This window comes from Lutispora saccharofermentans (assembly GCF_024363565.1).
Classification (GTDB): Bacteria; Bacillota; Clostridia; order Lutisporales; family Lutisporaceae; genus Lutispora; species Lutispora saccharofermentans.
This window is the reverse complement of sequence record NZ_JAJEKE010000003.1, coordinates 35,991-58,390: the sequence shown is the minus strand read 5'-3', so window position 1 is coordinate 58,390 and position 22,400 is coordinate 35,991. Positions and strand designations below refer to the sequence as shown.

The 22,400-nt window shown below is 40.2% G+C and carries 21 protein-coding genes; 1 reads left to right on the top strand and 20 read right to left on the bottom strand.

Annotated elements, in window-relative coordinates; translation table 11 throughout:
* Positions 1 to 16 precede the first annotated feature (16 nt).
* From LJD61_RS05270 to LJD61_RS05230, 9 genes are all read right to left on the bottom strand, one after another.
* Positions 17 to 1,294 (bottom strand): L-cysteine desulfidase family protein, encoded by a 1,278-nt coding sequence (locus LJD61_RS05270; RefSeq protein ID WP_255226474.1) that lies wholly within the window; start codon positions 1,292 to 1,294, stop codon positions 17 to 19.
* 65 nt (positions 1,295 to 1,359) lie between these two features.
* Positions 1,360 to 2,250, bottom strand: coding sequence for a cation diffusion facilitator family transporter (locus LJD61_RS05265; protein ID WP_255226473.1), 891 nt, complete (start codon positions 2,248 to 2,250; stop codon positions 1,360 to 1,362).
* Between the two features lie 380 nt (positions 2,251 to 2,630).
* Positions 2,631 to 3,638: a uroporphyrinogen decarboxylase family protein gene (locus tag LJD61_RS05260; protein WP_255226472.1), complete on the bottom strand. Its 1,008-nt coding sequence runs from the start codon at positions 3,636 to 3,638 to the stop codon at positions 2,631 to 2,633.
* 93 nt (positions 3,639 to 3,731) lie between these two features.
* A complete protein-coding gene (locus LJD61_RS05255) occupies positions 3,732 to 4,991 on the bottom strand; it encodes a hemolysin family protein (protein ID WP_255226471.1) in 1,260 nt (419 codons plus the stop codon).
* 56 nt (positions 4,992 to 5,047) lie between these two features.
* Positions 5,048 to 6,295 carry a hemolysin family protein gene (locus LJD61_RS05250; protein WP_255226470.1) on the bottom strand — a complete coding sequence of 416 codons (1,248 nt, stop codon included), beginning with the start codon at positions 6,293 to 6,295 and terminating at the stop codon, positions 5,048 to 5,050.
* Positions 6,296 to 6,434: 139 nt separating this feature from the next.
* The gene (locus LJD61_RS05245; RefSeq protein ID WP_255226469.1) at positions 6,435 to 7,424 is read right to left on the bottom strand and encodes a uroporphyrinogen decarboxylase family protein; all 990 of its coding nucleotides are present in this window, start codon (positions 7,422 to 7,424) and stop codon (positions 6,435 to 6,437) included.
* Positions 7,425 to 7,461: 37 nt separating this feature from the next.
* Positions 7,462 to 8,964: a tripartite tricarboxylate transporter permease gene (locus tag LJD61_RS05240; protein ID WP_255226468.1), complete on the bottom strand. Its 1,503-nt coding sequence runs from the start codon at positions 8,962 to 8,964 to the stop codon at positions 7,462 to 7,464.
* 25 nt (positions 8,965 to 8,989) lie between these two features.
* Complete coding sequence (locus LJD61_RS05235) at positions 8,990 to 9,457, bottom strand: tripartite tricarboxylate transporter TctB family protein (protein ID WP_255226467.1); 468 nt, start codon at positions 9,455 to 9,457, stop codon at positions 8,990 to 8,992.
* A 98-nt stretch (positions 9,458 to 9,555) separates the two neighbouring features.
* Positions 9,556 to 10,605, bottom strand: a complete 1,050-nt coding sequence (locus LJD61_RS05230) for a Bug family tripartite tricarboxylate transporter substrate binding protein (RefSeq protein ID WP_255226466.1) — start codon at positions 10,603 to 10,605, stop codon at positions 9,556 to 9,558.
* Positions 10,606 to 11,350: 745 nt separating this feature from the next.
* Here LJD61_RS05230 and LJD61_RS05225 point away from each other — a divergent pair.
* Positions 11,351 to 12,640, top strand: coding sequence for an L-cysteine desulfidase family protein (locus LJD61_RS05225; protein WP_255226465.1), 1,290 nt, complete (start codon positions 11,351 to 11,353; stop codon positions 12,638 to 12,640).
* A gap of 162 nt (positions 12,641 to 12,802) precedes the next feature.
* On the opposite strand, the gene LJD61_RS05220 is transcribed toward LJD61_RS05225, so the two are convergent.
* The 11 genes from LJD61_RS05220 to LJD61_RS05170 form a co-directional block, all read right to left on the bottom strand.
* The gene (locus LJD61_RS05220) at positions 12,803 to 13,990 is read right to left on the bottom strand and encodes a M20 metallopeptidase family protein (protein ID WP_255226464.1); all 1,188 of its coding nucleotides are present in this window, start codon (positions 13,988 to 13,990) and stop codon (positions 12,803 to 12,805) included.
* Positions 13,991 to 14,004: 14 nt separating this feature from the next.
* Positions 14,005 to 15,729 carry a M28 family peptidase gene (locus tag LJD61_RS05215; RefSeq protein WP_255226463.1) on the bottom strand — a complete coding sequence of 575 codons (1,725 nt, stop codon included), beginning with the start codon at positions 15,727 to 15,729 and terminating at the stop codon, positions 14,005 to 14,007.
* Positions 15,730 to 15,959: 230 nt separating this feature from the next.
* Positions 15,960 to 16,745 (bottom strand): SDR family NAD(P)-dependent oxidoreductase, encoded by a 786-nt coding sequence (locus LJD61_RS05210; protein WP_255226462.1) that lies wholly within the window; start codon positions 16,743 to 16,745, stop codon positions 15,960 to 15,962.
* A gap of 148 nt (positions 16,746 to 16,893) precedes the next feature.
* Positions 16,894 to 17,583, bottom strand: a complete 690-nt coding sequence (locus tag LJD61_RS05205; protein ID WP_255226461.1) for a GntR family transcriptional regulator — start codon at positions 17,581 to 17,583, stop codon at positions 16,894 to 16,896.
* A gap of 103 nt (positions 17,584 to 17,686) precedes the next feature.
* On the bottom strand, positions 17,687 to 18,676 hold the full coding sequence (locus LJD61_RS05200) for an aldo/keto reductase (protein WP_255226460.1): 990 nt from the start codon (positions 18,674 to 18,676) through the stop codon (positions 17,687 to 17,689).
* Positions 18,677 to 18,698: 22 nt separating this feature from the next.
* Complete coding sequence (locus tag LJD61_RS05195) at positions 18,699 to 19,196, bottom strand: L-2-amino-thiazoline-4-carboxylic acid hydrolase (RefSeq protein ID WP_255226459.1); 498 nt, start codon at positions 19,194 to 19,196, stop codon at positions 18,699 to 18,701.
* A gap of 21 nt (positions 19,197 to 19,217) precedes the next feature.
* Positions 19,218 to 19,568 carry a hypothetical protein gene (locus tag LJD61_RS05190; protein ID WP_255226458.1) on the bottom strand — a complete coding sequence of 117 codons (351 nt, stop codon included), beginning with the start codon at positions 19,566 to 19,568 and terminating at the stop codon, positions 19,218 to 19,220.
* Positions 19,569 to 19,587: 19 nt separating this feature from the next.
* Positions 19,588 to 19,944, bottom strand: coding sequence for a hypothetical protein (locus tag LJD61_RS05185; protein WP_255226457.1), 357 nt, complete (start codon positions 19,942 to 19,944; stop codon positions 19,588 to 19,590).
* 43 nt (positions 19,945 to 19,987) lie between these two features.
* Positions 19,988 to 20,353: a hypothetical protein gene (locus tag LJD61_RS05180; RefSeq protein ID WP_255226456.1), complete on the bottom strand. Its 366-nt coding sequence runs from the start codon at positions 20,351 to 20,353 to the stop codon at positions 19,988 to 19,990.
* A 42-nt stretch (positions 20,354 to 20,395) separates the two neighbouring features.
* Entirely contained in the window at positions 20,396 to 21,382 is a 987-nt protein-coding gene (locus LJD61_RS05175) for an ABC transporter ATP-binding protein (protein ID WP_255226455.1), read from the bottom strand.
* On the bottom strand, positions 21,382 to 22,383 hold the full coding sequence (locus tag LJD61_RS05170) for an ABC transporter ATP-binding protein (RefSeq protein WP_255226454.1): 1,002 nt from the start codon (positions 22,381 to 22,383) through the stop codon (positions 21,382 to 21,384). Before LJD61_RS05170 ends, LJD61_RS05175 begins: the two co-directional genes overlap by 1 nt.
* Between the last annotated feature and the right edge of the window lie 17 nt (positions 22,384 to 22,400).

Sequence of the window (22,400 nt, the reverse complement as noted above, 5' to 3'; positions counted from 1 at the left end):
GTCTGTCTTATCCTGCTTATTTGTTGAGCATGATATCGATTATTTCAATATCAGTGCTTTCCATGCCTTTTTTACCTAATCTTCCGATGCTCTCGATAGTGGCTTCAACTCCATTTTTAACCAAGCCTTCTCCCTCTTTAAAGGCATTGCCCTGGGAGCTGAGCTGATGAGCGAGGATTGCGGCATCTACAGCAGAAGCAATCTTTGCGGCACAGGAAGGCTTGGCTCCGTCGCACACCATACCGCCCACATTGGCTATAGTGTTTATAATCGTTCTGGAAATTTCTTCGTAGCCTCCCCCGTGAAGATAAGTTATACCGGCTCCGCTTCCTGCCGCAGCGCTTACAGCACCGCAATAAGCCGAAAGCTTCCCTATCAATTCCTTTTGGTGAATGGCTGTGAGATTGCTCACTATCAATGCTCTAAAGAGCTTTTCCTCGCCGACCTTCAGCTCTTTTGCATACTCGATTACCGGAATGGATGCAGTTATACCTTGATTTCCGCTGCCTGAGTTGATGACAACAGGGAGAGAGCAGCCGCTCATTCTGGCATCGCTTCCCGCTGCAGCCTTAGCTTTAGCCCTTATCTTAATATCATCGCCGTAGTATTTTAAAAGCGTCTTGCCTACGCTGACACCATAGTTGTTTTTTAAGCCTTCTTCTGAAATCGCCGTATTCATCTTAACCTGATTTGCAAGAAGGCCGCGCAATTCCCCTAAATCTACAGTATCCGCAAATTCTATAATGTCTTTTATATTAAGAAGGGTTCTATCTCCAATCGGTGCCGAATCGCTCTGAGCGCCTTCTTTATTTTCGTAAATGATTTCCCCATTCTTAACTATTTTGATTATATTGGTATGGGAATCTTTGATGTAAACCTCTGCTGATTCGCCTTCTGAAAAAACCTTGGCTGCAATATAAAGGTTTTCTACCCCCTGAAGATGATATACGGAACAATAGTCTTCCTTCAGCAGCTTTCTTATCTCATTATGGTCCTCAGTCTTAACGCTTTCTAATACCTGAAGCCCCCTGTCCGGGTCTCCTCCAACTACTCCTGCAACGGCAGCCGCCGCAATACCTATGAGGCCGCCTGTATTTGGCACTACAACGCCCTTCACATTCTTTACGATATTTCCGCTGCATCCAACTTCCATTCTCTCCGGCTGCTTGCCTAAAACCGCCTTTGCCTTGGCTGCCGCATAGGCGATTGCTATAGGCTCAGTACAGCCTAAAGCCTCTATCAATTCACTCTTTAATATCAAAATATAATTTTCATATGCTTCCTTTGTAAGCATTTTATCTCCACCTGCTTTCCTTAACTAGATTGCTACCAATATTTGATAAATATATTGCATAAAATTTATTGGTGGGGATCTATGTGAACCCTTACCTCATATACTTTATCCAATGCCTTATAAACATTGTCCCTTGCTATATCGCCTATCTTATGGGCTTCATCAAGGCTGACGCCCTTATCTACGCATATGTCCAGATCTATTAAATAGAACGGGCCGCTCTGTCTCATGCGAATGCCATGAGCGCTCTCAACTCCCGGTGTATTTAATACGGCTTCCTTTATCAATCCTACCTTTTCCTTTTCAGGGGACTTGTCCATAATTTGATTTGTTGCATCAACAACTATATCGTAGCCCATCTTTAATATAAACAAGGCTACCAGTCCGCCGGCTATTGGGTCCATTATGGGATAGCCTAATATAGCACCGCCTATTCCGACGAAGGTTGCTATGGAAGAGAAAGCATCAGACCTATGGTCTAAGGCATTAGCGATAGTTGACGGGCTATTTATTCTCTTGCCTACGCTATAAGTGACCCTGTACATGCCTTCCTTTACAACTATTGAAGTAATAGCTGCATATAGGGCAATTATCCCCGGAGCATGCAGAGAACCGCTGGATATTGAAGCATAAGCAGTTCTTAGTATTTGGATACCTGCAGCTATAAGCATCAATCCTACAATTGCAGCCGATATGGCTTCTGCTTTTCCATGTCCAAAGGGATGTTCCTCATCGGCAGGTTTTTTTGCAATTTTTAAGCTTACATATACTACGGCTGAGGCTATAATATCAGAAGCTGAGTGCATAGCGTCCGCTACCATAGCGCTGCTGCCTCCTACAATCCCTGCAAATGCCTTGAATGCTGTCAATACCAGATTACCGACAACTCCAATAATGGCCCATTTCTCAGCAGTTTTAAAGTCTTTATCATGCCTGGCATTATCCGCCAAATTCATATTCCCAATCCTCCTATACCACTGGTATTTCTTATTTTTATAATATCTTCCAAGGTTCATCTTATTATGATCATCATTGTCTCTGCTGTTCTGATATCTAAAAGAAGTCTCATTTTGGAATATATAGCATGTAGGAATACCTTATAGTTTTATGTCCTATATAATTGATTGTATAGAACATCAAGCTGTCCTATACAATCAATATATCTGCTAAGTGCTTGTGCCGGATTTTACCACTTGCATCCAAAAATCCTAATCGCAACAACTTTTACAGTGTCTTTGATGTTTTCCTTCTTCGCAGAATAAATTCTTTCTCCGGGTTACCGCTCTGCACGATAGCTAACCGCTGCTAACTTAGTCAGAAACTCCTATACTAATTTTTATCGGGCTGCTTTTTCAAGAAGCCTCTTTGCAACTTCAAATCTATCTTCATTGACATATAGGGGAACGCAGCATCCGGGGCCTAAGATAAGCTTCTTATCTTCAACCTGATCTAATGCATCCTTAAGATGAGCCAAAAGTTCTTCTTCATTGGCGTCATTAAGCACCTTGAACTCGTCCACGCCGCCGATTAAAATTTTGTCCGTCTTGCTTCTGCCGTCTTTTAAGCTTAAATCTACCAACCTGTCGTGCCAATTGACAGCTTGTACAGGATATTTTTCCATTATTTCAAACATAGGTGCAGCACCATGCATATGCATTATGTTGAACCAGGTATTGTTCTTCACAGCATCTAATATCTGCAAATCATAGGGGCGTCCGAATTCTTCGTATTCTTTGACGCTCATCCTGTCATAGGTTCCCAATTGGCTGGCGAAGAATAGTCCGTCTGCTCCGTTTTTGACCAACTCCTTGACATAGTTGACAGTGGTTTGTGTGATAACTTCCAAGCCTTTTTTGAAGAGCTCAGGATGCTGTCTCATGTGAATGAACATCTTGTCTCCGCACATCTTTACTGCAGTGGTCAAGGGATTAAATACTGTAACGACTACAGGAGCTTCACCCTTGAATCTCTTTACAATCTCTTTTGCAGCGAGAATGGAATCTGCCATTGAGCCTTGATCCATAGGCAGCACCTTTAGGTTCTTCCAGTCCTCGGCTTTTTTAATCGAGAAATCGGTTACTACACCAACCTTTGAGCAAGTGTTAGGCCATTGACAGTCTCTTTCAGGCCACTGAATTTTTGAGCCCCAATCCTGGATTGAATATAAACCTTGATAGGTAACCTTTACAAAATCCCAGTTGAATCTCTCTTGGAACTGTATGGTTTTTTTCACAAGCTCTTTCGGATCCTCATCATAAGGCGGAAAATGCTTCCACAGGTTGATCGCAGGTGTGTCCAGTTTCTTGCCAGCTAATAAAGCTTCTATCCTCTCTATAGGTTTCATGTACAATTCCTCCATTTCATGCAAATACTTCATTTGCTAAATTCTTATATTTTTATTTTCTGCCGGGGCAGGCTCCCTTGATTTCCTACATGGCTAGTCCTCATCAGCTTCCGGTGCAACAACTACGGAAAGCCTTGTAATACGCATGCCATCCAACTCTATAACCTTTATTGTCAGGTTCTTGTATCTAAAAGTATCGCCTGTATTCGGCAATCCATTGAGCATTTCTATGGTCCAACCGCCCACCGTGCTATATTCGCTTTCAAAGTCACGGTCATCTATATCTACATATTCAAAAAAATCACGAATCGTTAAATCACCACTCACCTCATAGGTGTTTTCTCCGAGGATGACAAATTCGTTAATGATCTCATCCGTCTCATCCCATATATCTCCTACCAGCTGCTCGAGCACATCCTCCATAGTGATGCATCCCATGGTTCCGCCGTATTCGTCAGTGACGATTGCCAGCTGGAGCCTGCGGCGCTTAAGCTCAGCAAAGATAGCAGGAAGTTTCATCGTCTTGTGGACAAAGCAAGCTTCAATAAGCATGGAGCGTATATTAACCGGTTCTTCATCCACCAGTTTTTTTAAAAAGCGGCCAAGGTATAAAACACCGATAATATTGTCTATAGTATCTTCGTAGACGGGAATCCTTGAGTAAGGTGAGTTTAATGCAATATCGACTATAGTATCCATGTCATCGTCAATATCAATAGCAATCATGTCCGTCCTGGGTGTCAGTATTTCCTCCACCGATATATCCGAGAATTCCAAAGCCGATTGCAGCAGCTCGCTTCTATCCTTATCGATTATACCGTCATCCTCGATGCTTTCAATGATAGAGACCAGTTCCTCTTCTGTTACCGACGGTTCCTTTTGCCCATCCTTTTCCCATAGCTTTGAGATCAGGTTCACAATCCATACTACAACGGCGATAACAGGCTTCATGATCACCATTAGAAAGCGCAATGGGTAGGATGCCAGCAGCACAAATTTATTGCATTGCTGTTTGGCTATGATTTTAGGAGTTATTTCTCCAAAGGTCAATATTACGACTGTCATGATCAAAGTTGCAGCAACAGTCCCTGATTCTCCCATCAAGCCAATGGCTATTACTGTAGAGATAGAAGATGCGGCAATATTTACAAGGTTATTGCCGATCAGTATTGTCGATAAAGCATCTTCAAAATGCTCGGTAATGTATAAGGCAATCTTCGCACTGGATTTTCCAGATTGGGATGCCTTTTTTAATCTTGCTTTGTTCACCGAGGCAAAAGCAATTTCCGACCCGGAAAAAAAAGCAGAAAGCATGATTAAAAGAACAATGCCTATATAGGGCCAACTGTCCATAATATAAAACCAACTCCTATTTCACATTGTAGTAAAGTAAATAATGTCCGCATTTTTCACTCCAGCAGCTTCAGAATCACCTTCGTAATCCTTCCGCTGTCACTATGCAAAACAGATACTTCAAGGTTTTTATCGCGAAAGCTATGCCCTTCACAGGGTTCACAATCAAAATGCTCCCGTGCCCATTGGCTTATGCTCAAAGCCCCGATTTCATTATCCCCGCATTGAAGTCCGATGCGTTCAAAGACTTCCGACACTGTGAGGTCACCGCTTATTTCATAGCGCTCTCCTCCCAGCTTGAGAAATTCATCATTTACGACATCGTCTTCATCCCATATCTCACCAACAAGCTCTTCTAAAATATCTTCTACAGTGACAAGCCCAAGAGTTTTACCGCTGTCATCGACGACAATGGACATGTGAAATTTTTTGCTGCTCATTCTTTTGAGCATATCATCGATGGGCTCTTTCCTCTTTATAAAATGAGGCTCTAAAAGCAGATCCTGAATCTCAAACACATCATGCTTGATGTAGAGCTTAAGAAATTTTCTAACTTGAAGGATGCCTATAATATTGTCTATAGTACCCCGATAAACGGGTAAACGGGAATATTTCTGAGTTTTTATCTTTTCCAGGATTTCTTCCTGTGTGGAATCTATATCCAATGCCACAATATCTTCCCTGGAGGTGAAAATATCACCGACTGTGATATCATCGAAATCCAATGCAGAATTAACCAAATCCTGCTTGCCTCTATCCAGTATACCTTCTTCGTCGGCGGTCTCGATAATATCGTAAAACTCCTCTTCGGTAATGGCTGGTTCCTGCTTTTCAGGAAAAAGCTTTGATATGCTCCGGCTCACCAATGTAAAAAAATAGGCAACCGGTGAGAATATTTTCATCAAAGCGCATAATGAACCTGATACAGCAAGAGCAAACTTTAGGTTGTTTGCTTTTCCATAGCTTTTGGGAATCATCTCGCTAATAAGAAACACTACAATAGTAGAAACAATAGTGGTATATTTAACTGATCCCATACCCCATAACTGAGTTGAAATCAAGGTTGCCAGCGATGCGAATCCAATATGTGTAATATTATTGCCGATGAGAATAGTGGTCAGTGCTTTATCGAAATTATTCGAAATATACATCGCAGTCTTTGCACGCTTATCCCCATTATCAGCATAATTTTTTAATCGGATCTTATTTAATGACGCATAAGCTATTTCTGAAGCGGCACAATACGCTGCACCAATAGTTAACAATACCAGAAGGATAATCTGTATCCAACTGCCATCGTCCATGAGGCTACCAACTCCTTTTTACAAGCAAATTATAATGCTCCGGTCCATCAGAAACTCCCGGTGTTATGTGTCGTACCAAAAGCTGTTATCGGGAGCTTCCTATGGATACCGGAAAAATATATTAATTAAATCAAATCTCCTACAGGCCTTCAACAGCTGTTCTTGCTGCATAGAAATTGACTGCCGGCGTGCTAAGCTCTGCTACACAGCCAGGTGTAACCATCAGGCCTGTACGGCCTGCTGCCAATACGGCTTCTCTGATATGCTCTCTAACTTCCTCAGGCTTTGCCTTTGACAGCCACTTTTCATTTATGCCGCCAAGGAAGCATTTGTCGGATATTTTTCTAGCCTCCGGCATGCTCGGGCTTACCCATCTGTCATGCCAGTTTATGCAATTGCACGGATAGCTTGCAACCTTTTCAAACATAGTGTTGTCTCCATGGATATGTGCAATATTAAAGTAGGTGATATCCTTATAGGCATTGATCACCTGAAGGTCATATTTTACACCGAATTCATCGTATTCAGCCTCAGTAACCCATTCTTTATTTGCACATTGGGTTGCGAAGAAGAATCCTGCCACGCCTGCCTCAATGTTGAGCTTAACAAAATTTATCGTAGTCTCAGTGATGGCAGCCAATGCCTGGTGCAAATATTCCGGATGGGACCTCATATCTTCAAAAACACGAGGGCCGGCCAGTTTTTTTGCAGTAGTAAGAGGGCTGAAAATAGTCTGCACGTATGGTATTTCTTCTCCCTTGAGCTGTTTTTGAAGCTGTCTGGCAAGCATCAATTGCTTGCCGTGAGAGCCGAAATATCCCGGCAATGGCTCAAGCTCTGTCCACTCTTTTACATCATCAATGGCAAACTTTCTTTCTAAAACAGGCTGTGTCTCAGTGCAGAAGAAAGTGCAGCTAAGTCCATAGTCATGTGCGCCATAATTGCCGAAAGGCATCATTTTGATGAAATCCAAGTCATAGCAGTGAGCTTGTTCAATTTGAACCTCTGCCAGCTGAACAGGGTCCTGATCCACTTGAGGTATGTGATACCAAATGCTGAAGGGTACTCTGTCAACTTCTTTCTTGTTTATTGCCGCGATAACTCTCTCTTTTTTTGTCATCTTATTCATATCTGTACTCCTTTCCACAGTTGTAAAAGTTTATATATTAGCAGCCGGCTGCTCCTTTGTCTTTTTTGATCAATCCCTTAATCTCTCCCCAGAAAGGTGAAATCAAGAATATCAAATCTACAGCCAGCAAGGCAATCGCCAAAGGTGTAAAGGCCACTGTGCTCAGGTTTCCGCCGGTCAGCAGCATAGTCCTGCGGAAATGTATCTCTGTATTTTTGCCCAGTACAAATGCCAGTACAAAGGGTGCCATAGGTATATTGGCCTTGGTCATGTAGTAGCCGATGACACCGAAGAATATGATCAAGAAGTTGTCAAAGGCCAAATTCCTATAAGTATAGGCACCCAGTATGCATAAGGAGCCTACTATGGGTATCAAAATATTTGTAGGTACTTTAGTTACTTTGGCATAAATAGGGGCTCCAAATAAGCCGATGAGCAAAATGAAAAACTGTGCGACTATCAAGCCAAAGAACAATCCATAAACTGTTTGAGGGTTTCTGTTAAATAATTGTGTTCCCGGAGCCAAACCGTGAATCAACAGGCCTCCTAAGAAAAGAGCGGAGGTTCCGTTGCCGGGAATTCCTAAAGTCAAAAGCGGTACCAAAGAGCCGCCAACCACAGCATTGTTGGCTGCAGATACTGTTGCCAGGCCCTGGTCATTTCCCTTACCGAAGGTTTCCGGATGGGGATCACCTTTTCTTGCAAGGTTATAGCTTATGCCTGCCGCAACAGTCGTCCCTGCTCCAGGGATAATACCAACGATGGTTCCTATTATTGAGGATCTTATATTATTGAACAACATGGATAGATGATCCTTCATCGATAAGAAGGGACTACCCTTGATTGCAGATTTATCAATAGAAATAGTTTCAGTTTTGTCTCCTGCCAGCGCAAGCACTTGGGAAACAGCAAACATACCCAATACAACAGGCAGTAAAGGCATTTCGTCATATATTGGTCTTATTCCGAAGTTCAATCGGCTTAAGCCGGTTATTCCGTCCATTCCTATCATGGTGCACAGAAAACCTAATGAAGCGCTTATTAAGCCTTTAAGCATACCGCCTTTTACCAAGCCTAATATGATGATCAATCCCATAAGAGTTGTCAGGAACAATTCCCAGGGACCGAATTTTATTGCTATCTGAGCAAGGGGAGGTGCAATAAAGAGCAATGCAATAGATCCTATCATTCCTCCTATAAATGCACTGAAGGTCGTGATGCCTATTGCCCTTAAGCCTTTGCCCTGCACCGTCATAGGATATCCGTCAAGGGTCATAAACAGAGAATCTGAAGTTCCGGGGGTATTTATCAATACCGCAGTAATATTTCCACCATAAGAGCCTGTTACATATATGGCGCCTAAAGTTATAAGTCCTGTTACCGGCTCAAGATTAAATGTCAAAGGTAAGAAAATGGCTATACCTGTATCGGCAGACATTCCGGGCAGCGCACCCAGGATGGAACCGATAAGAGCGCCTATGGTCAGCCACAATAAATTTGTCAGGGTACATGCCTCCAAAGCATATTGAAAAAAATCCATACGTTACACTCCTCGTTAAAGAAAATTATCCTAGAAACATGGGAAGCAGCAAGCCTTCCGGTATCTCCATGCCCAAGAGCATATCAAAGAATAGAAATACTCCCAAAGACATAAGCACAGAAATAGCAAGCATGAGCTTCTTATTTTTCTGTCCCAGTACCCGCATAGTAAGATAGAGATAAAAGGGTGTAGCCAAGTAAAAACCAACAACTTCTATTGCTGCAACATATACAACAAGGAATACTGCCATAAGCAGAGCCATTTTACCGCCGGCAAAGCTGATTTCTTCTTGTTTGCCCCATTTAAAATAAGTTTTCAGCAGTAGGATCGTTGCCAGTACCATTGCAAAAATACTTATCATTACAGGAAAGAGTCTTGAGCCCGGATCCTTTATTTTAGGAGTCCACATTAAAAATGCAAAAGCCCATATATAGATCAGTACGACCGATAAATAATTGAAATCAAAGGATTTTTTTGTAGTTTTATTATCCATTAGCGCACCACCTGCACATTTACTTATTTATGATTCGAGGGGCGTTATCCACCCCTTGAATCACATTGATTTATTAAATTAAGTTACTGCTTATGTTGTTAGTTCCAGGGATCTTCTTCATAAAGCTTCTTATAAGTGTCAGCGATAGAAGTAAACATAGTCTGCAATTCAGCACCAGTCAAAGTATCAACGGGGATTTTCATTTCAGCAGCTTTTGCTTTTACTTCAGGATCATTTGCAGCAGCTATGAAGCAGTTTTCAAGGTATTGTCTTATGGGCTCAGGGATACCTGCAGGTCCGCCGATTCCTCTCATGTTAAGCTGTGTAACGTCATAGCCTGATTCTTTATATGTTGGTACATCCGGCAGGAATTGTGAACGTTCGTCATCACCTGTAGCAAGTATTTCAACCTGTTTTTCTTCGATGAAAGTAGTAGCATCGGAGATATTGAGGCAGAAAGCATCCAAGTGTTTTCCTATAACTGCGGCAAATATTTCAGCTTCACCGTCGAAAGCAACCATGTTGAATTTAGCACCTGAAGCTTTTTCTATAAGCTTTACAGTCAAGCCTTCTTGTCCGATTGTAGATGTAACACCGACAGTTACTTTGCCAGGATTTGCTTTAGCAGCTTCAACCAGATCTTTTAATGACTTATATTGAGAACCAGCTGCAACACCTATAGCACCGGGGTCAGACATAGTATTGATGATATAGCTCATCTTGTCGGCACCGTAGGACACGTCTTCTGAAACGGCGGATATCAACATAGCACTGGGAGCGAATCCAAGTGTATATCCATCGGGTTTGGCCTGAGCAAATGCATTCCACCCGATTCTTCCGCTGGCTCCTTCTTTATAAGTAACTACGAAGCCGTGCTTCCAGCCTTCTGTCTTTTGGATTTTGTCTGCTAAGATTCTGAAATAAGCATCCATTGGTGATCCAGGACCAAAAGCATAAATCCATTCAATTTCTTTGTTGGGGAAGTCTTTCGGCACACCTTCAGGTCTTAGACCGGAGGCGGGTGCTGCTGTTCCGTCAGATGCTTCGGCCGGCTCCTTGCTGGCAGGTGAGCCGCAGCCAACAGCAGCGAAACACATTAAAGCGACGAGTAATAAAGCAATGATGGATTTACTTTTTTTGTTTAACATTCTTCTTCCTCCTCAATTTTTTTGTATTTTTTTATTGAGTAACAAATTCGATTTTTATATAATGCAATATTCATGCCACGATAAAAAGATTGTAAAGTTCCACATTGTCTAATAAATAACAAAAATAAGAGCCATATTTGGATGGCTCTTCCAAAATTTGTGGTTGTTAAATGATTAAATCTTTATTAAACTTAGTAGTAGAACATACAAATTGCAAATATGAAAAACATTTAACGGTATATATGTAACATATTTCTATTTCTTTTCCTTGGTCTATAGCTCATAAGATCAGATGATCCATATGTTATACCTTTAGTAAAAGCATATTGATCTTAGTTAAATTTTCATTTATGATAATACTTTTTTCAAATATGAAAATTTACGAATAGAAATACATAAATTATCGGCTTGGATAAGACCCGGAATCAATTATAAACTTTTTTTATATAAATGTATTATTGTATAGGCACAATATATGATCCATTGCTCTGACTGCTTCTCCTTGCTGATGCTGCAAGGCCTAGAGCTTTCACAAAGCCAAGCTGCATCAAAATAGCACAGCCGGTTAACCCATATGCTTTTTATGGTTTGCCATTTGATGTCAGCAAATAGGCATATATTATTTTTTTCAGCTATTAATAATGAAGAAAAATAATATGTTCCTTTGAGTTGGCACAATAATTGCAGATAGAAGTCATGTATAGATAATTGTCATGTCAATAATTGATTGAAGGGAGTTTTATGCTTGAGCAGAGAGGATATTTTAAATATTTTAAAGCAGCAAGTGAAGCCTGCTCGAGGCTGTACTGAGCCGGTTGCGGTTGCTTTGGCAGTGTCAACAGCCTATAAAGAAATAAAAGGGAATATTGAAGCGATCAATGTCAAACTCAGCCCTAATATATACAAAAATGGTATGAGGGTAGGCATACCGGGCACAAAGGAAAAGGGCATTGTTTTCGCTGTGGCCTTATCTGTTATATGTGCGGACCCGAAGTTAGGATTAGAGCTTTTCAAAAATGTTAACGATTGCTGCATAGATGAAGCCAGAAGCTTGGTCAGCAAGAATAAAATAGGCCTTGAAGTTGCTGATAATCAGGGCAATTTCTTTATAGAAGCAAAGATCAAGACCGATAAAGGCGAGGCCTGCTGTATTGTGAAGGACGGCCATACAAATATTGTTTATTTGGAGGCTAACGGTAAAATAATCTATAATGCAGAGGATAAAAAATGCTCTTTTAATGAAGGCTTTAGCGGCAACAAAGCTTCCTTAATAAGTGTAAGCATTAGAGAGATCATGGATTTTGTAGAAAACTCTTCATTTGAGGATATCAAGTTTTTATTAGAGGGCGTAGAGCTGAATATCAACATGGCCAATAAAGGCTTGGAAGGCAAAATAGGACTTGGTGCAGGAATGAGCCAATTGCTGCAAAAGGGAATATTGCGGGATGATATTGTAAATCAGGTAAGAATATTGACATCAGCTGCATGCGATGCAAGAATGGCCGGTATCAATTTGCCCGTCATGAGCAGTGCGGGCAGCGGCAACCATGGAATTACGGCAATAATACCCCCTACGGTGGTTTGCAGGTATTTGGGCTATGATGACGAGAAGCTTGCCAGAGCATTGGCGCTAAGCCATTTAGTAACTGCCTATATAAAAGAATATACAGGCAAGCTGTCTCCCGTATGCGGCTGCAGTGTAGCGGCCGGAATCGGGGCATCCGCTTCTATTGCATGGCTCCTGGGCGGAGGTTATGATCAGGTGGTAGGCGCTATAAATAATATGGTAGGCGCTATATCGGGAATGGTATGCGACGGAGCAAAGGGCGGCTGTGCCTATAAGCTGTCTACTGCAGCAAGCGAAGCTGTTATTCAGGCATATCTTGCCGTCAATGGTGTAGTAATATCTAAACTCGACGGCATTGTCGGAGATGATGTGGAAGATACTATTAAAAACCTAGGTGTATTGTCCAGTGAGGGAATGAAGGATATGGACGGTGCGATCTTGAAAATTATGACGAACAAAGTAGTCTAATTATTATATAAATATTTTATGGTGCTCCTGAGCTATGATTTGACGTCATATCAGGAGCACCATTTTCTTTCTTGAAGCTTGCTTTATTAATATTGATTATTTCTATCTACTTTTATCCTCTTAGGCTGCTTTCTTTAAATATAAAATTTATTTTAATAAGCTTTACTGGTTTACATCAAGGACAAACTGAACAAATAAAGCCATTCCATAAGGAAGCGCTTCTTCAGGGAAGACAAAATAGTCGTTATGAAAAATTGGAACGCTCATCTCAGGACGGCGTATTCCCAATCGTGCGAACACTCCCGTCGGCACAACCTCTAAGTATCTGGAAAAGTCCTCAGATCCCATTGCAGGAACTTCAATTTGCCTTACCTTAGCCGGACCAACTATTTTTTCTGCACTTTTACGTACAATTTCCGTGACTTCCGGTGAATTAATCAGAGGCGGAACTCCATAATAATATTCTAATTCAGCTTCGCACTTGTAAGTGGAAGCGATTCCTTGGATAATATCGTTGATCCGCTTTTCCATGGTATTTCTTATGTGTTTATCCTGACATCTGACGGTCCCCGAGAACTCAACTGTTTCCGGAATGATATTCTTAGCCGTACCTCCATGGATCTCACATATTGATATCACCACACTGTCTAAAGCATCGATTTGTCTGGTAATGATACTCTGAATAGCCATTACACAATTTGAAGCCGCCAAAATAGAATCACAGCCAACACGATGAGGATAGGCTCCATGCCCGCTCATACCGGTAATTTTAACTGTAAAAAAATCAGTTGAAGCCATATACGCTTCCTCTCGCAAGGCTATTTCGCCAACTTCATATGTAGACTCTCCATGAATGCCTAAAATATAATCAACCTTCGGATTCTCCAAGGCTCCATGATTTATCATGTACGTGGAACCATTTAAGCTTTCTTCGGCCGGTTGAAATATGAGTTTTACTGTTCCTGAAAAGTGCTCTCTTAGTGACATAAGCAATTTAGCTGCTCCCAGCAGCATAGCTGTGTGGCAATCATGCCCGCAGGCATGCATAACTCCGGAAACAGTAGATTTATCTGATATATCCGTCATCTCCTGGATTGGAAGAGCATCTATATCTGCACGAAGAGCTGTAACAATTTCTTTTCCTTTTTTTTGCCCTTTTATAATTCCTACCACACCCACATCTAAATTGAGAGGTGCTATTTCCACTCCCATATTATTCAATTCAGACTTCACAAAAGCTGTTGTAGCAAACTCTTGCATTTCTAACTCAGGTTGTCTGTGAATCCTGCGCTTTACCTGAACAATATATTCTTTCAAGTCCAAAGACTTTTGAAGGATTTCTGAAGTCATGCAGGACACCCCCTTTATGATAGATTACTCCTATTATTGCATGCTTTAATTAAGGCAACAGCTTCTTTGAAAGAGTGGAATATCCTGTTTCTTTCCCGTATGAGCTGACGCTCCAGCATTTTAAACTCCAGACTGTTACGATTCATGGCAGTAAGCTTCTCCAGATCTGTTAATCCGGGAAAAGGCTTCATCGGTAACGCAAGATCCGTCTCAAAGAGACTTTTACTGCAATAATGGACAGGGATTAAAATCCTGTTCAAGGACATTATACAGTCATTAATATTATCAGCATTCTCTTTATCAGCTTCAGACAGGTTCTCCATTTTGTTTATGCGGGAAATTTCCCCATCCAGGCCAGGAAGCATTTGGTTTAGCGCTGCAGCTTCTTCTTTCAATGGAGATAAGTCAAATGCCTCACCGGCTGCCTTCTGCCAATCCTCCAGATTAGTCAATATTTCTTGACCTAAGTCAGTAAAGCAGAAGGGAAGAGCAGCCTGACTGACAAAGCGCCAAATTGAAGCCAGATATATCTTAGTATCCAGTGTTAATTCTTCTTTTCCTACATATTCAAACTTATCTTCGGTTGTATGCCAATACCAGGGCAGCCCCGGGACAAAAGTATCTTTTCCCTGAGCAGACTCAGGTTGGAGCGAAAGTATTTGAAAGAGTGAAGGAACACCATGACCCCAAAATGACTGATCTCCGTTTCGCTGGATTCGGGAGTAGCTTGGTTCTTGTCCCGTCATCTCTTTTATAACTTCATATCCAAGGCGGAAGCATTGGGCAGATGAGTCAACAGTGCGATAGCTGGTCGATCCTCCGGCTCCAATGGCGTCTATATTAACGTTCAAAACAGCATTTTCGTGGATATCCTCCCAGTTATGGTCGGCATACCAGTTGCTTCCGCTGTATCGTCCATTGCTGTGTCCTGACCACCATACAAAGCGAACGTTGATTTTGAGCTTGTCCCTGTAATCCTTCAAAACTCTGGCTATTTCCAATATGGCAGCGTTTGCTGTTGCATTGTCTGTTGCTCCTTTATGCCAGGAATCCACATGTCCGTTAAATAGGATATATCTATTTGTTGGCATAGCTGCTTTCAGGTCTGCTATGCAAAGGGGAACCTGCTTAAATTCTGCTTGTACTTCAGATTCAATCAGAATCTCTTTAGATTCATCTGCAATGTAATTTAGCAGCAGTTCTCCATTTTTTTTGGTTACGGATACAACAGGAATCTTACCCAATAGTTCTATGGTCTCCGGAACAGGCATGCCCCATATTGGACTGATTGCCATGTTATGCGGATAATCTCCTCCGTTTATAAATATGAGTCCCAGGGCACCCATGCGTTCTAAGTTATAGCAGGCCGAAGGAGAGGCCAGACCCTTGAGTATTGCTATTTTGCCTTTTACATCAGGGCACTCAGGGTAAAAGACTGCTTTTCCCTTCAGACCTCCGGGTTCGGTAGAAACAGCGTAGCTCTGTGTTATGCAAGGCACCTTGCGCCCATCATCCAATGTGATTTCAGCAGAGATTGGAAGACTGATAAGGTTCTCAATAGATTTAACGTGCACATCCAATCCATAGCCAGTCATCACTTCTTCAAAATATCTTGCGGCTTGCCATTCGCCCTCGCTTCCGGATTCTCTGTCGAAGGATGAAATATATTCTGTATGTTTCATCAAGAGATCTGGATCAACGCTGGCAAGCAGCTTGGATTCCATCCCTTTAACTTTCATTTGAAAACCTCCTTTTAGTAGCTTCTAAATATCTGTTGTTTTGACTGATAACGATTGCCAAAGCTCCGAAGCTAAGACTTTGTAAGCTTGTATAGGGTTGCGTCAAAACTCGCTTCGGCTCAAACAGTTGACGCAACTGATCCTATACTTCGCTAACAAACTCTAAGCCTCTTCACAATGCACTCTTATATCAATCAAAACAACATTTTAAAACAAGCTATATATAGTGATCAATATTCATAAGGAACTCGTCCGGCAGATTCACCGCCGTCTATGCGAAAATCACTGCCTGTGATCCATTCGGCACAGTCTGATGCCAAGTAGCAGACCATGTTGGAAATGTCACTGGGTTTACCAGGTTTACGCAGCAATATACGAGGGAGTATATCTCTTTTTACCGCAAGCAAATCACCCTCGTCAAAACGACTCACATCAACAAAGCCAACAGATATTGAGTTGACATTGATACCCATGGGAGCCAGATCGAGAGCAATGGCTTTGGTCAGCATAAGCAATCCTCCCTTAGAAGCACAATAATGAGCATGATTTGTCCTGCCGCTGTGGCCTGCGCCTGAGCTAATGTTTATTATGCGTCCTTTTATACCGGCAGAAGCCATAGCCTTGCTTACCTCTCTGCACATATAAAAGGCTCCTTTAAGATTTGTATCTATTGTTTTGTCAATTATTTCGTCAGTAACTTCTGTAATATGTCCGTACTCCTTATAGTAACCTGCATTATTGACCAAAACATCCACAGGGCGATCGAAATAGTCCAGAGCCTCCTTGACCATTTTCCTTACTGCTTTAGAGCAGGCAATATTTCCATGAACTACAATAGCTTTTCGTCCTATTTTCTTTATATCCTCAGCAATTTTCTCAGCTTCATCAATTGAATTGTTGACTGAGAGAATTACATCAGCACCACATTCGGCCAAATCAATGGAAATCTGTCTCCCAAGTCCTCCTGCGGCACCGGTCACCAGGGCAAGTTTATTGGTGAGATCTATCTTGATCATAGTTTGTTCCTCCTGTCTTATTGTTAAATTTATTAACCATGGTTTGTTATATAGCTCATTAAGCCCAATGGATAAGCTAGTTGAATAACAACTAGCTTATCCATTGGCAACCAACATATCAGCTATAAATGCTCTTTGGCTTTCCATCTTAACTTTCCAAAGAAGTGATATCTCTCTTTTGAAGCTTGCGGAACATCTCTTGACGCAAATTAGCCAGATCTTTTCTTTTCAGGCATTGGATAACTACATCGTGGGACACAATACTATCCTTCAACTGTTCTACATGGTGCAAACATATTTCGAAAGAACATCGTATCTGATAAGAGAGGTTTCTATGGATTTTTTGGGTCCAGAAGCAGTGATCTTTTGCCAGAGAACATAAATACATATGGAATTCCATTTCTTTATCACAGAATATAAACAGCTTATTGTCCCCTAAGTCAGGATCATCCACTATCTCCTGCAGCTCCCGGTTTAATAACTCAAGATGGCTTATCTCTTCTGGGCTTGGTCCTCCCATAGCTATTACTTTTTCAAGGACAGTATACTCCAGGAGAGTTCGAAGTTTAGTAATCTCCCAAAATGCTTCTTCATGATATTCTGTGACAAACCAGCCTTTATATTGAATAGAACTGACCAATCCCTGTTCTTCCAATTCTTTTAAGGCTTCCCGTATTGGAGCTCTGCTTATATCCAATGTTCTGGACAGTTCTCTTTCGTTTATCCGATCACCGGGGCGAAGCCCCCTGCTTTGAAAAATCTGCTCTCGGATATAGTTAACAACAAACTCTTTTAGGTTTCCTTTGATGCTGGAAACATCATGGAATTCCTTTACCATATTTCTTTTCCTCCTCTTAATAGACGACCGGTCAACCATTTGTCCAATTGCCTTATACTGCAATCCGCTTCTCCAAAAGTTTACCAGAAAGGCTTTGTACATGCTAAACTGTGTATTTTTCTACATCTTTGTTCAATCTTTTGATGTCTTCTTCTTCTAAAACTATATTGCCGCCAGCCGCATTTTCCTTAACATATTTAGGATTTCTAGCCCCACAAAGCACATTAGTTATTCCGGGCTGTGCATTAGTCCATGCAATAGCTAAATTAGATAGGGGACAATTATATTTATGACATAAATCCTTCCAATTGTCCAACATTTCACATATTTTTACTATTTTTTCTTGGGCAAACAATGGATTTTTAGTCCTGAACTCTCCCTCTTTTAACGGTGTGTCTTTACTAAACCTTCCTGTTAATAATCCGTTCTCAAGGGGAGAATATGTTTGTATACTTATATTGTTCTTTATACAAAACGGAACATGAGTCTCTTCAATATTACGATTCAGCATAGTATATTTTTCTTGAATAATATCTAATTGCCCATATTTGACATACTCTTCAAGATGATATAATTTGGTATTTGATGCGCCTATTGCCCTTATCTTGCCTTCTTTTTTCAGCTCCATCAGACAGCTCATTGTTTCTTCTATAGGTGTTAAAACCGGTTCTCTGGCTTGAGCATGCACATAGTATATATCTATGTAATCAGTATTCAATCTGATTAAGCTTCTCTCTAACTCTTTACGGATCGTAGATCTATCAACAGCTCTCCACATCGGTGTATCATAGAATTGTGTTCCTACATATGACCCCCTGGCATCGCTCCACCAGTGACCGCATTTTGTAGAGACAATTATTTTATCTCTAGGTATATGTTTTAAAGCAAGCCCGACTATTTGTTCGCTTTGTCCGAGTCCATATATAGGTGCGGTATCTAAAATATTTATACCTTCATCTACGGACTTTATTATGGTTTCAATAGCATCGTCAACACTTTGTTCTCCCCACCATTTACCGCCGCCCATAGCAAATGTACCTAAACCTACTACTGAAGCTTTTATACCGGACTTGCCAATTTCTCTTTGTTGCATATTTCCTCCTAACAGCTTCTTCTTATTTCTTTAGGAATTTAACTTCGCACACCGGATGTCCTTGTGCAATAGTCTTTCCAAGCTTGAATTCAAATCGGTCAAATTGCCCTGCTATACCCCGGTCCCCTTCCATAGCTATATCGCAAAGAGCGCTTAATGTCTCACCTTCAAATCCCAAATCAGTCCATGCTTGTACTAAAGGGCAATAGCCAAATTCAAAACATATTTCTTCTTCATCAAATCTCTTGACTTCCATATCAAACATATTTTGTGTTTCTTCAGGAAAAAAACAATTGGCAAAGCACAGTAAGCTCTCTGTATTTTTCATCTTTTCTTTACCCTCATTACCTTGAAAGCACCCGCACTGCCTTACGGCTTTCCTGCACATATCCTCCCAATCATATCCCTTTTCCTGGGCCACCTTTACAATAAATCCCAACCATAGCCCTCTATGATATATAGCTTTTCTTACCTTATTAAACAACTCATTATCCTTTACTTTAGGTTCATTAGAGCTCATAGCTTCCTCCTGTATAAAGACTTATTTTATGTCGGCAATTAATTTTCCGTTTTCGCTATATCCTAAATCATCACGATATCTAAATATTGCAATGACTTTCTTATCGCCTTTATAGCCTATTGCTTTTACCATTGTTTCATTAAGGCTTTTAACAATATTTCGTTTAGTATCTATATTTATATCTTCGTCAACACTTATAAAAAATGTTATTTGATCCTTAGCTATGCCTGCACAGTTTTCATGGGGTAAATTTCTTAACATAAATGTATTCTTGTCAAATACTGCATCAACTGTTTTACCTAACTCTTTAACTAATCCCTTTTGCTGTGTTTTTGTCAAATCTAATGAAGCAATTCCTAGTACAGTTACCATAATAATACACCTCTCATTTTTATTTTATCATATCTATAAGCAGTTCTCCGTCTTTACCCACTGATTCCTCAGTATGATAGTGGAATAACACTATTACCTTTAATTTACCTTTATAGCCTACAACCTTCAGCATTGTATTATTTATAATCTCTATGGTTTTTCTTTTCTTTTCTATTGAAATTTGCGGCGGAACACAAACAAAAAATGTAGTTTGGTCTTTAGCCATCTCTGTGCAAAATTCTTGTTCCACCTCTTGAAATGTTATTGCTAACGCACTGGTATATATTTCTCCTAAGGATTTTTCCAATTCACTTATCAGCTCTACCTTTTTTTCATGTGTTAAATCTAATGAAGTTATTGACATAATTGTTGCCATAATAATGCACCTCTCATATACTTTATTAAAAATTTTGTAATATCTATTTATTAGCTGCTGCCTTAGCATCTGCACGAAGCACTCCGTCAACTCCGCAAGCTTCGTCATCATGGTAGATGAATGTCACTATTATATTTACATCTCCCAAATAATCTTTTACTTTAAGCTTTATGTCATCTATATCCTTAACTAATTTTCTTCTTCTTTCTATTTGCACATACGGGGGCACACATACAGCTATTTGTATTTGATTTTTACACATGCCTGTGCAATCTTCTTCATCAATATCTCTGAACAAGATTGAAGGTGTGGGAAATGTTTTTACTATCGCAGTATTTATCTCATTAAATAATTTTCTTTTTTGTTCTTTGCTTAAATCTATTGTTGTTGTCGCTAATATTGTTGCCATATGTAATCTCTCCTTTTTTTAACAATACTAAATTATTTAAAACTAATCATATAAAAAACATGCTACCTGGTGATTTTTATCTACTTTTTTTAGCTCAGGCATATTATTCCTGCATTTATCCATAACCTTTGGACAGCGTGACGATAACGGGCAATATTTTCTCATCCCAATCGGGCTTGGTATTTCGCCCTCTAGCATTATTCTCTTTTTATTTTCAAAGGGATTTTTAGGAGGGATTGCCGATAATAATGCCTGGGTATATGGATGCATTGGAACATCGTAAATATCTTTCGCATTGCACAATTCTACTATTTTCCCTAAATACATAATGACAATTCTGTCACTGATATGTTTTATAACTCCTAAATCGTGGGAAATAAATATATATGTTAAGTTTCGCTGCGATTGTAATTCATTTAATAAATTCAGAACTTGTGCCTGTATTGATACATCAAGTGCAGATACCGGCTCATCACAAACAATAATTTTAGAATCCAGTGCCAGGGCTCTGGCAATATTCACACGCTGCCTCTGCCCACCTGAAAATTCATGGGGAAATCTATAAAAATGCTGTACGTCCAGCCCTACTTCTCTCATTAATTTTATTACTTTATCATTTCTCTCTTTTTTGCTCAGCCCCATTTTATGAATTATCATTGGTTCAGCTATCAATTGCCCGGCTGTTTTTCTTGGATTTAAGGATGAGAAAGGATCCTGAAAAATCATTTGAATATCTTTGCATATTCTCTTAGAATCATTTCCTTTGAGCTTGCTGATATCTTCATCATTATAGATGATCTCCCCTGATGTAGGCTTATGCAGGCGTACTATACATCTGCCCAGTGTAGATTTACCGCAGCCTGATTCACCGATTATACCTAATGTTTCTCCTTCATACACGTCAAGAGAAATATCATTTAAAGCATAAAGTATTTGAGAGCTTCTCATAAATTTGCCAGACTTTATATGAAATTCTTTGCACAATTTATTTATTTTCATTATTGCTTTTTTTTCATTATGCTGTTCCATTAACTCATTTCCCTCACTAATTTATTTTCTTTATTTTGACGATGACATGCAACAAAATGTCCATCTGATATCTCAGACAGCTTAGGTACCTCTCTAGTACATATGTCTGCTGCGTACTTACATCTATTATAGAAGTTACATCCCTTTCCGGTTAATCTTAGGTCCGGCGGTGCGCCAGGTATAGTAACCAGCTTTTGTTTTGATTCAACTGCCAGTGATGGCATAGAATCCAACAATCCCCATGTATAAGGATGAAATGGAGATGAATAAAGGTCTTTGGCTGATGCTTGTTCAACTGTACAACCCGCATACATTACCATAACATCATGACACATCTCCCATATAACACCGAGGTCATGTGTTATCAATAAAATTGCCGTATTAGATTTTTTTTGCAGTGTTTTCAATAAATCTAAAACTTGTGCCTGTATAGTTACATCTAATGCTGTCGTCGGTTCATCAGCTATAATCATTTTGGGTTTACAGCATAATGCCATCGCTATGATGACTCTTTGACACATTCCTCCGGATAATTCATGAGGATATGAATTTATTCTCTTTTCAGGTTCTGGTATACCAACCTCTCCTAATGCATTAATACATATTTTAAATGCTTCTTTTTCACTTATATTTCTATGTGCTCTAATCATTTCAATCATCTGATCTTTAATTTTAAACACAGGGTCTAAAGAAGTCATAGGATCTTGAAAAATGGTTGAAATCTCTCTGCCTCTGAGCTCAAGCAGCTCTTTTTTATTTAATGCCAAGATATCTCTGCCTTCAAATGTTATCTCTCCGTCAACTATTTTCCCAACCTTATTTGGTAATAATCTAATTATCGAAGATGCTGTAACGCTTTTTCCTGAGCCTGATTCTCCAATTATTCCTAATATCTGACCATTTTTTAATGAAAAGCTTACACCATCAACTGCTTTTGCAACGCCGCTAGCTAAATAAAAATACGTCTTCAGATTTTTAACAGTAAGCAATTCTTTATTCATAGTTAAGCTACTCCTTA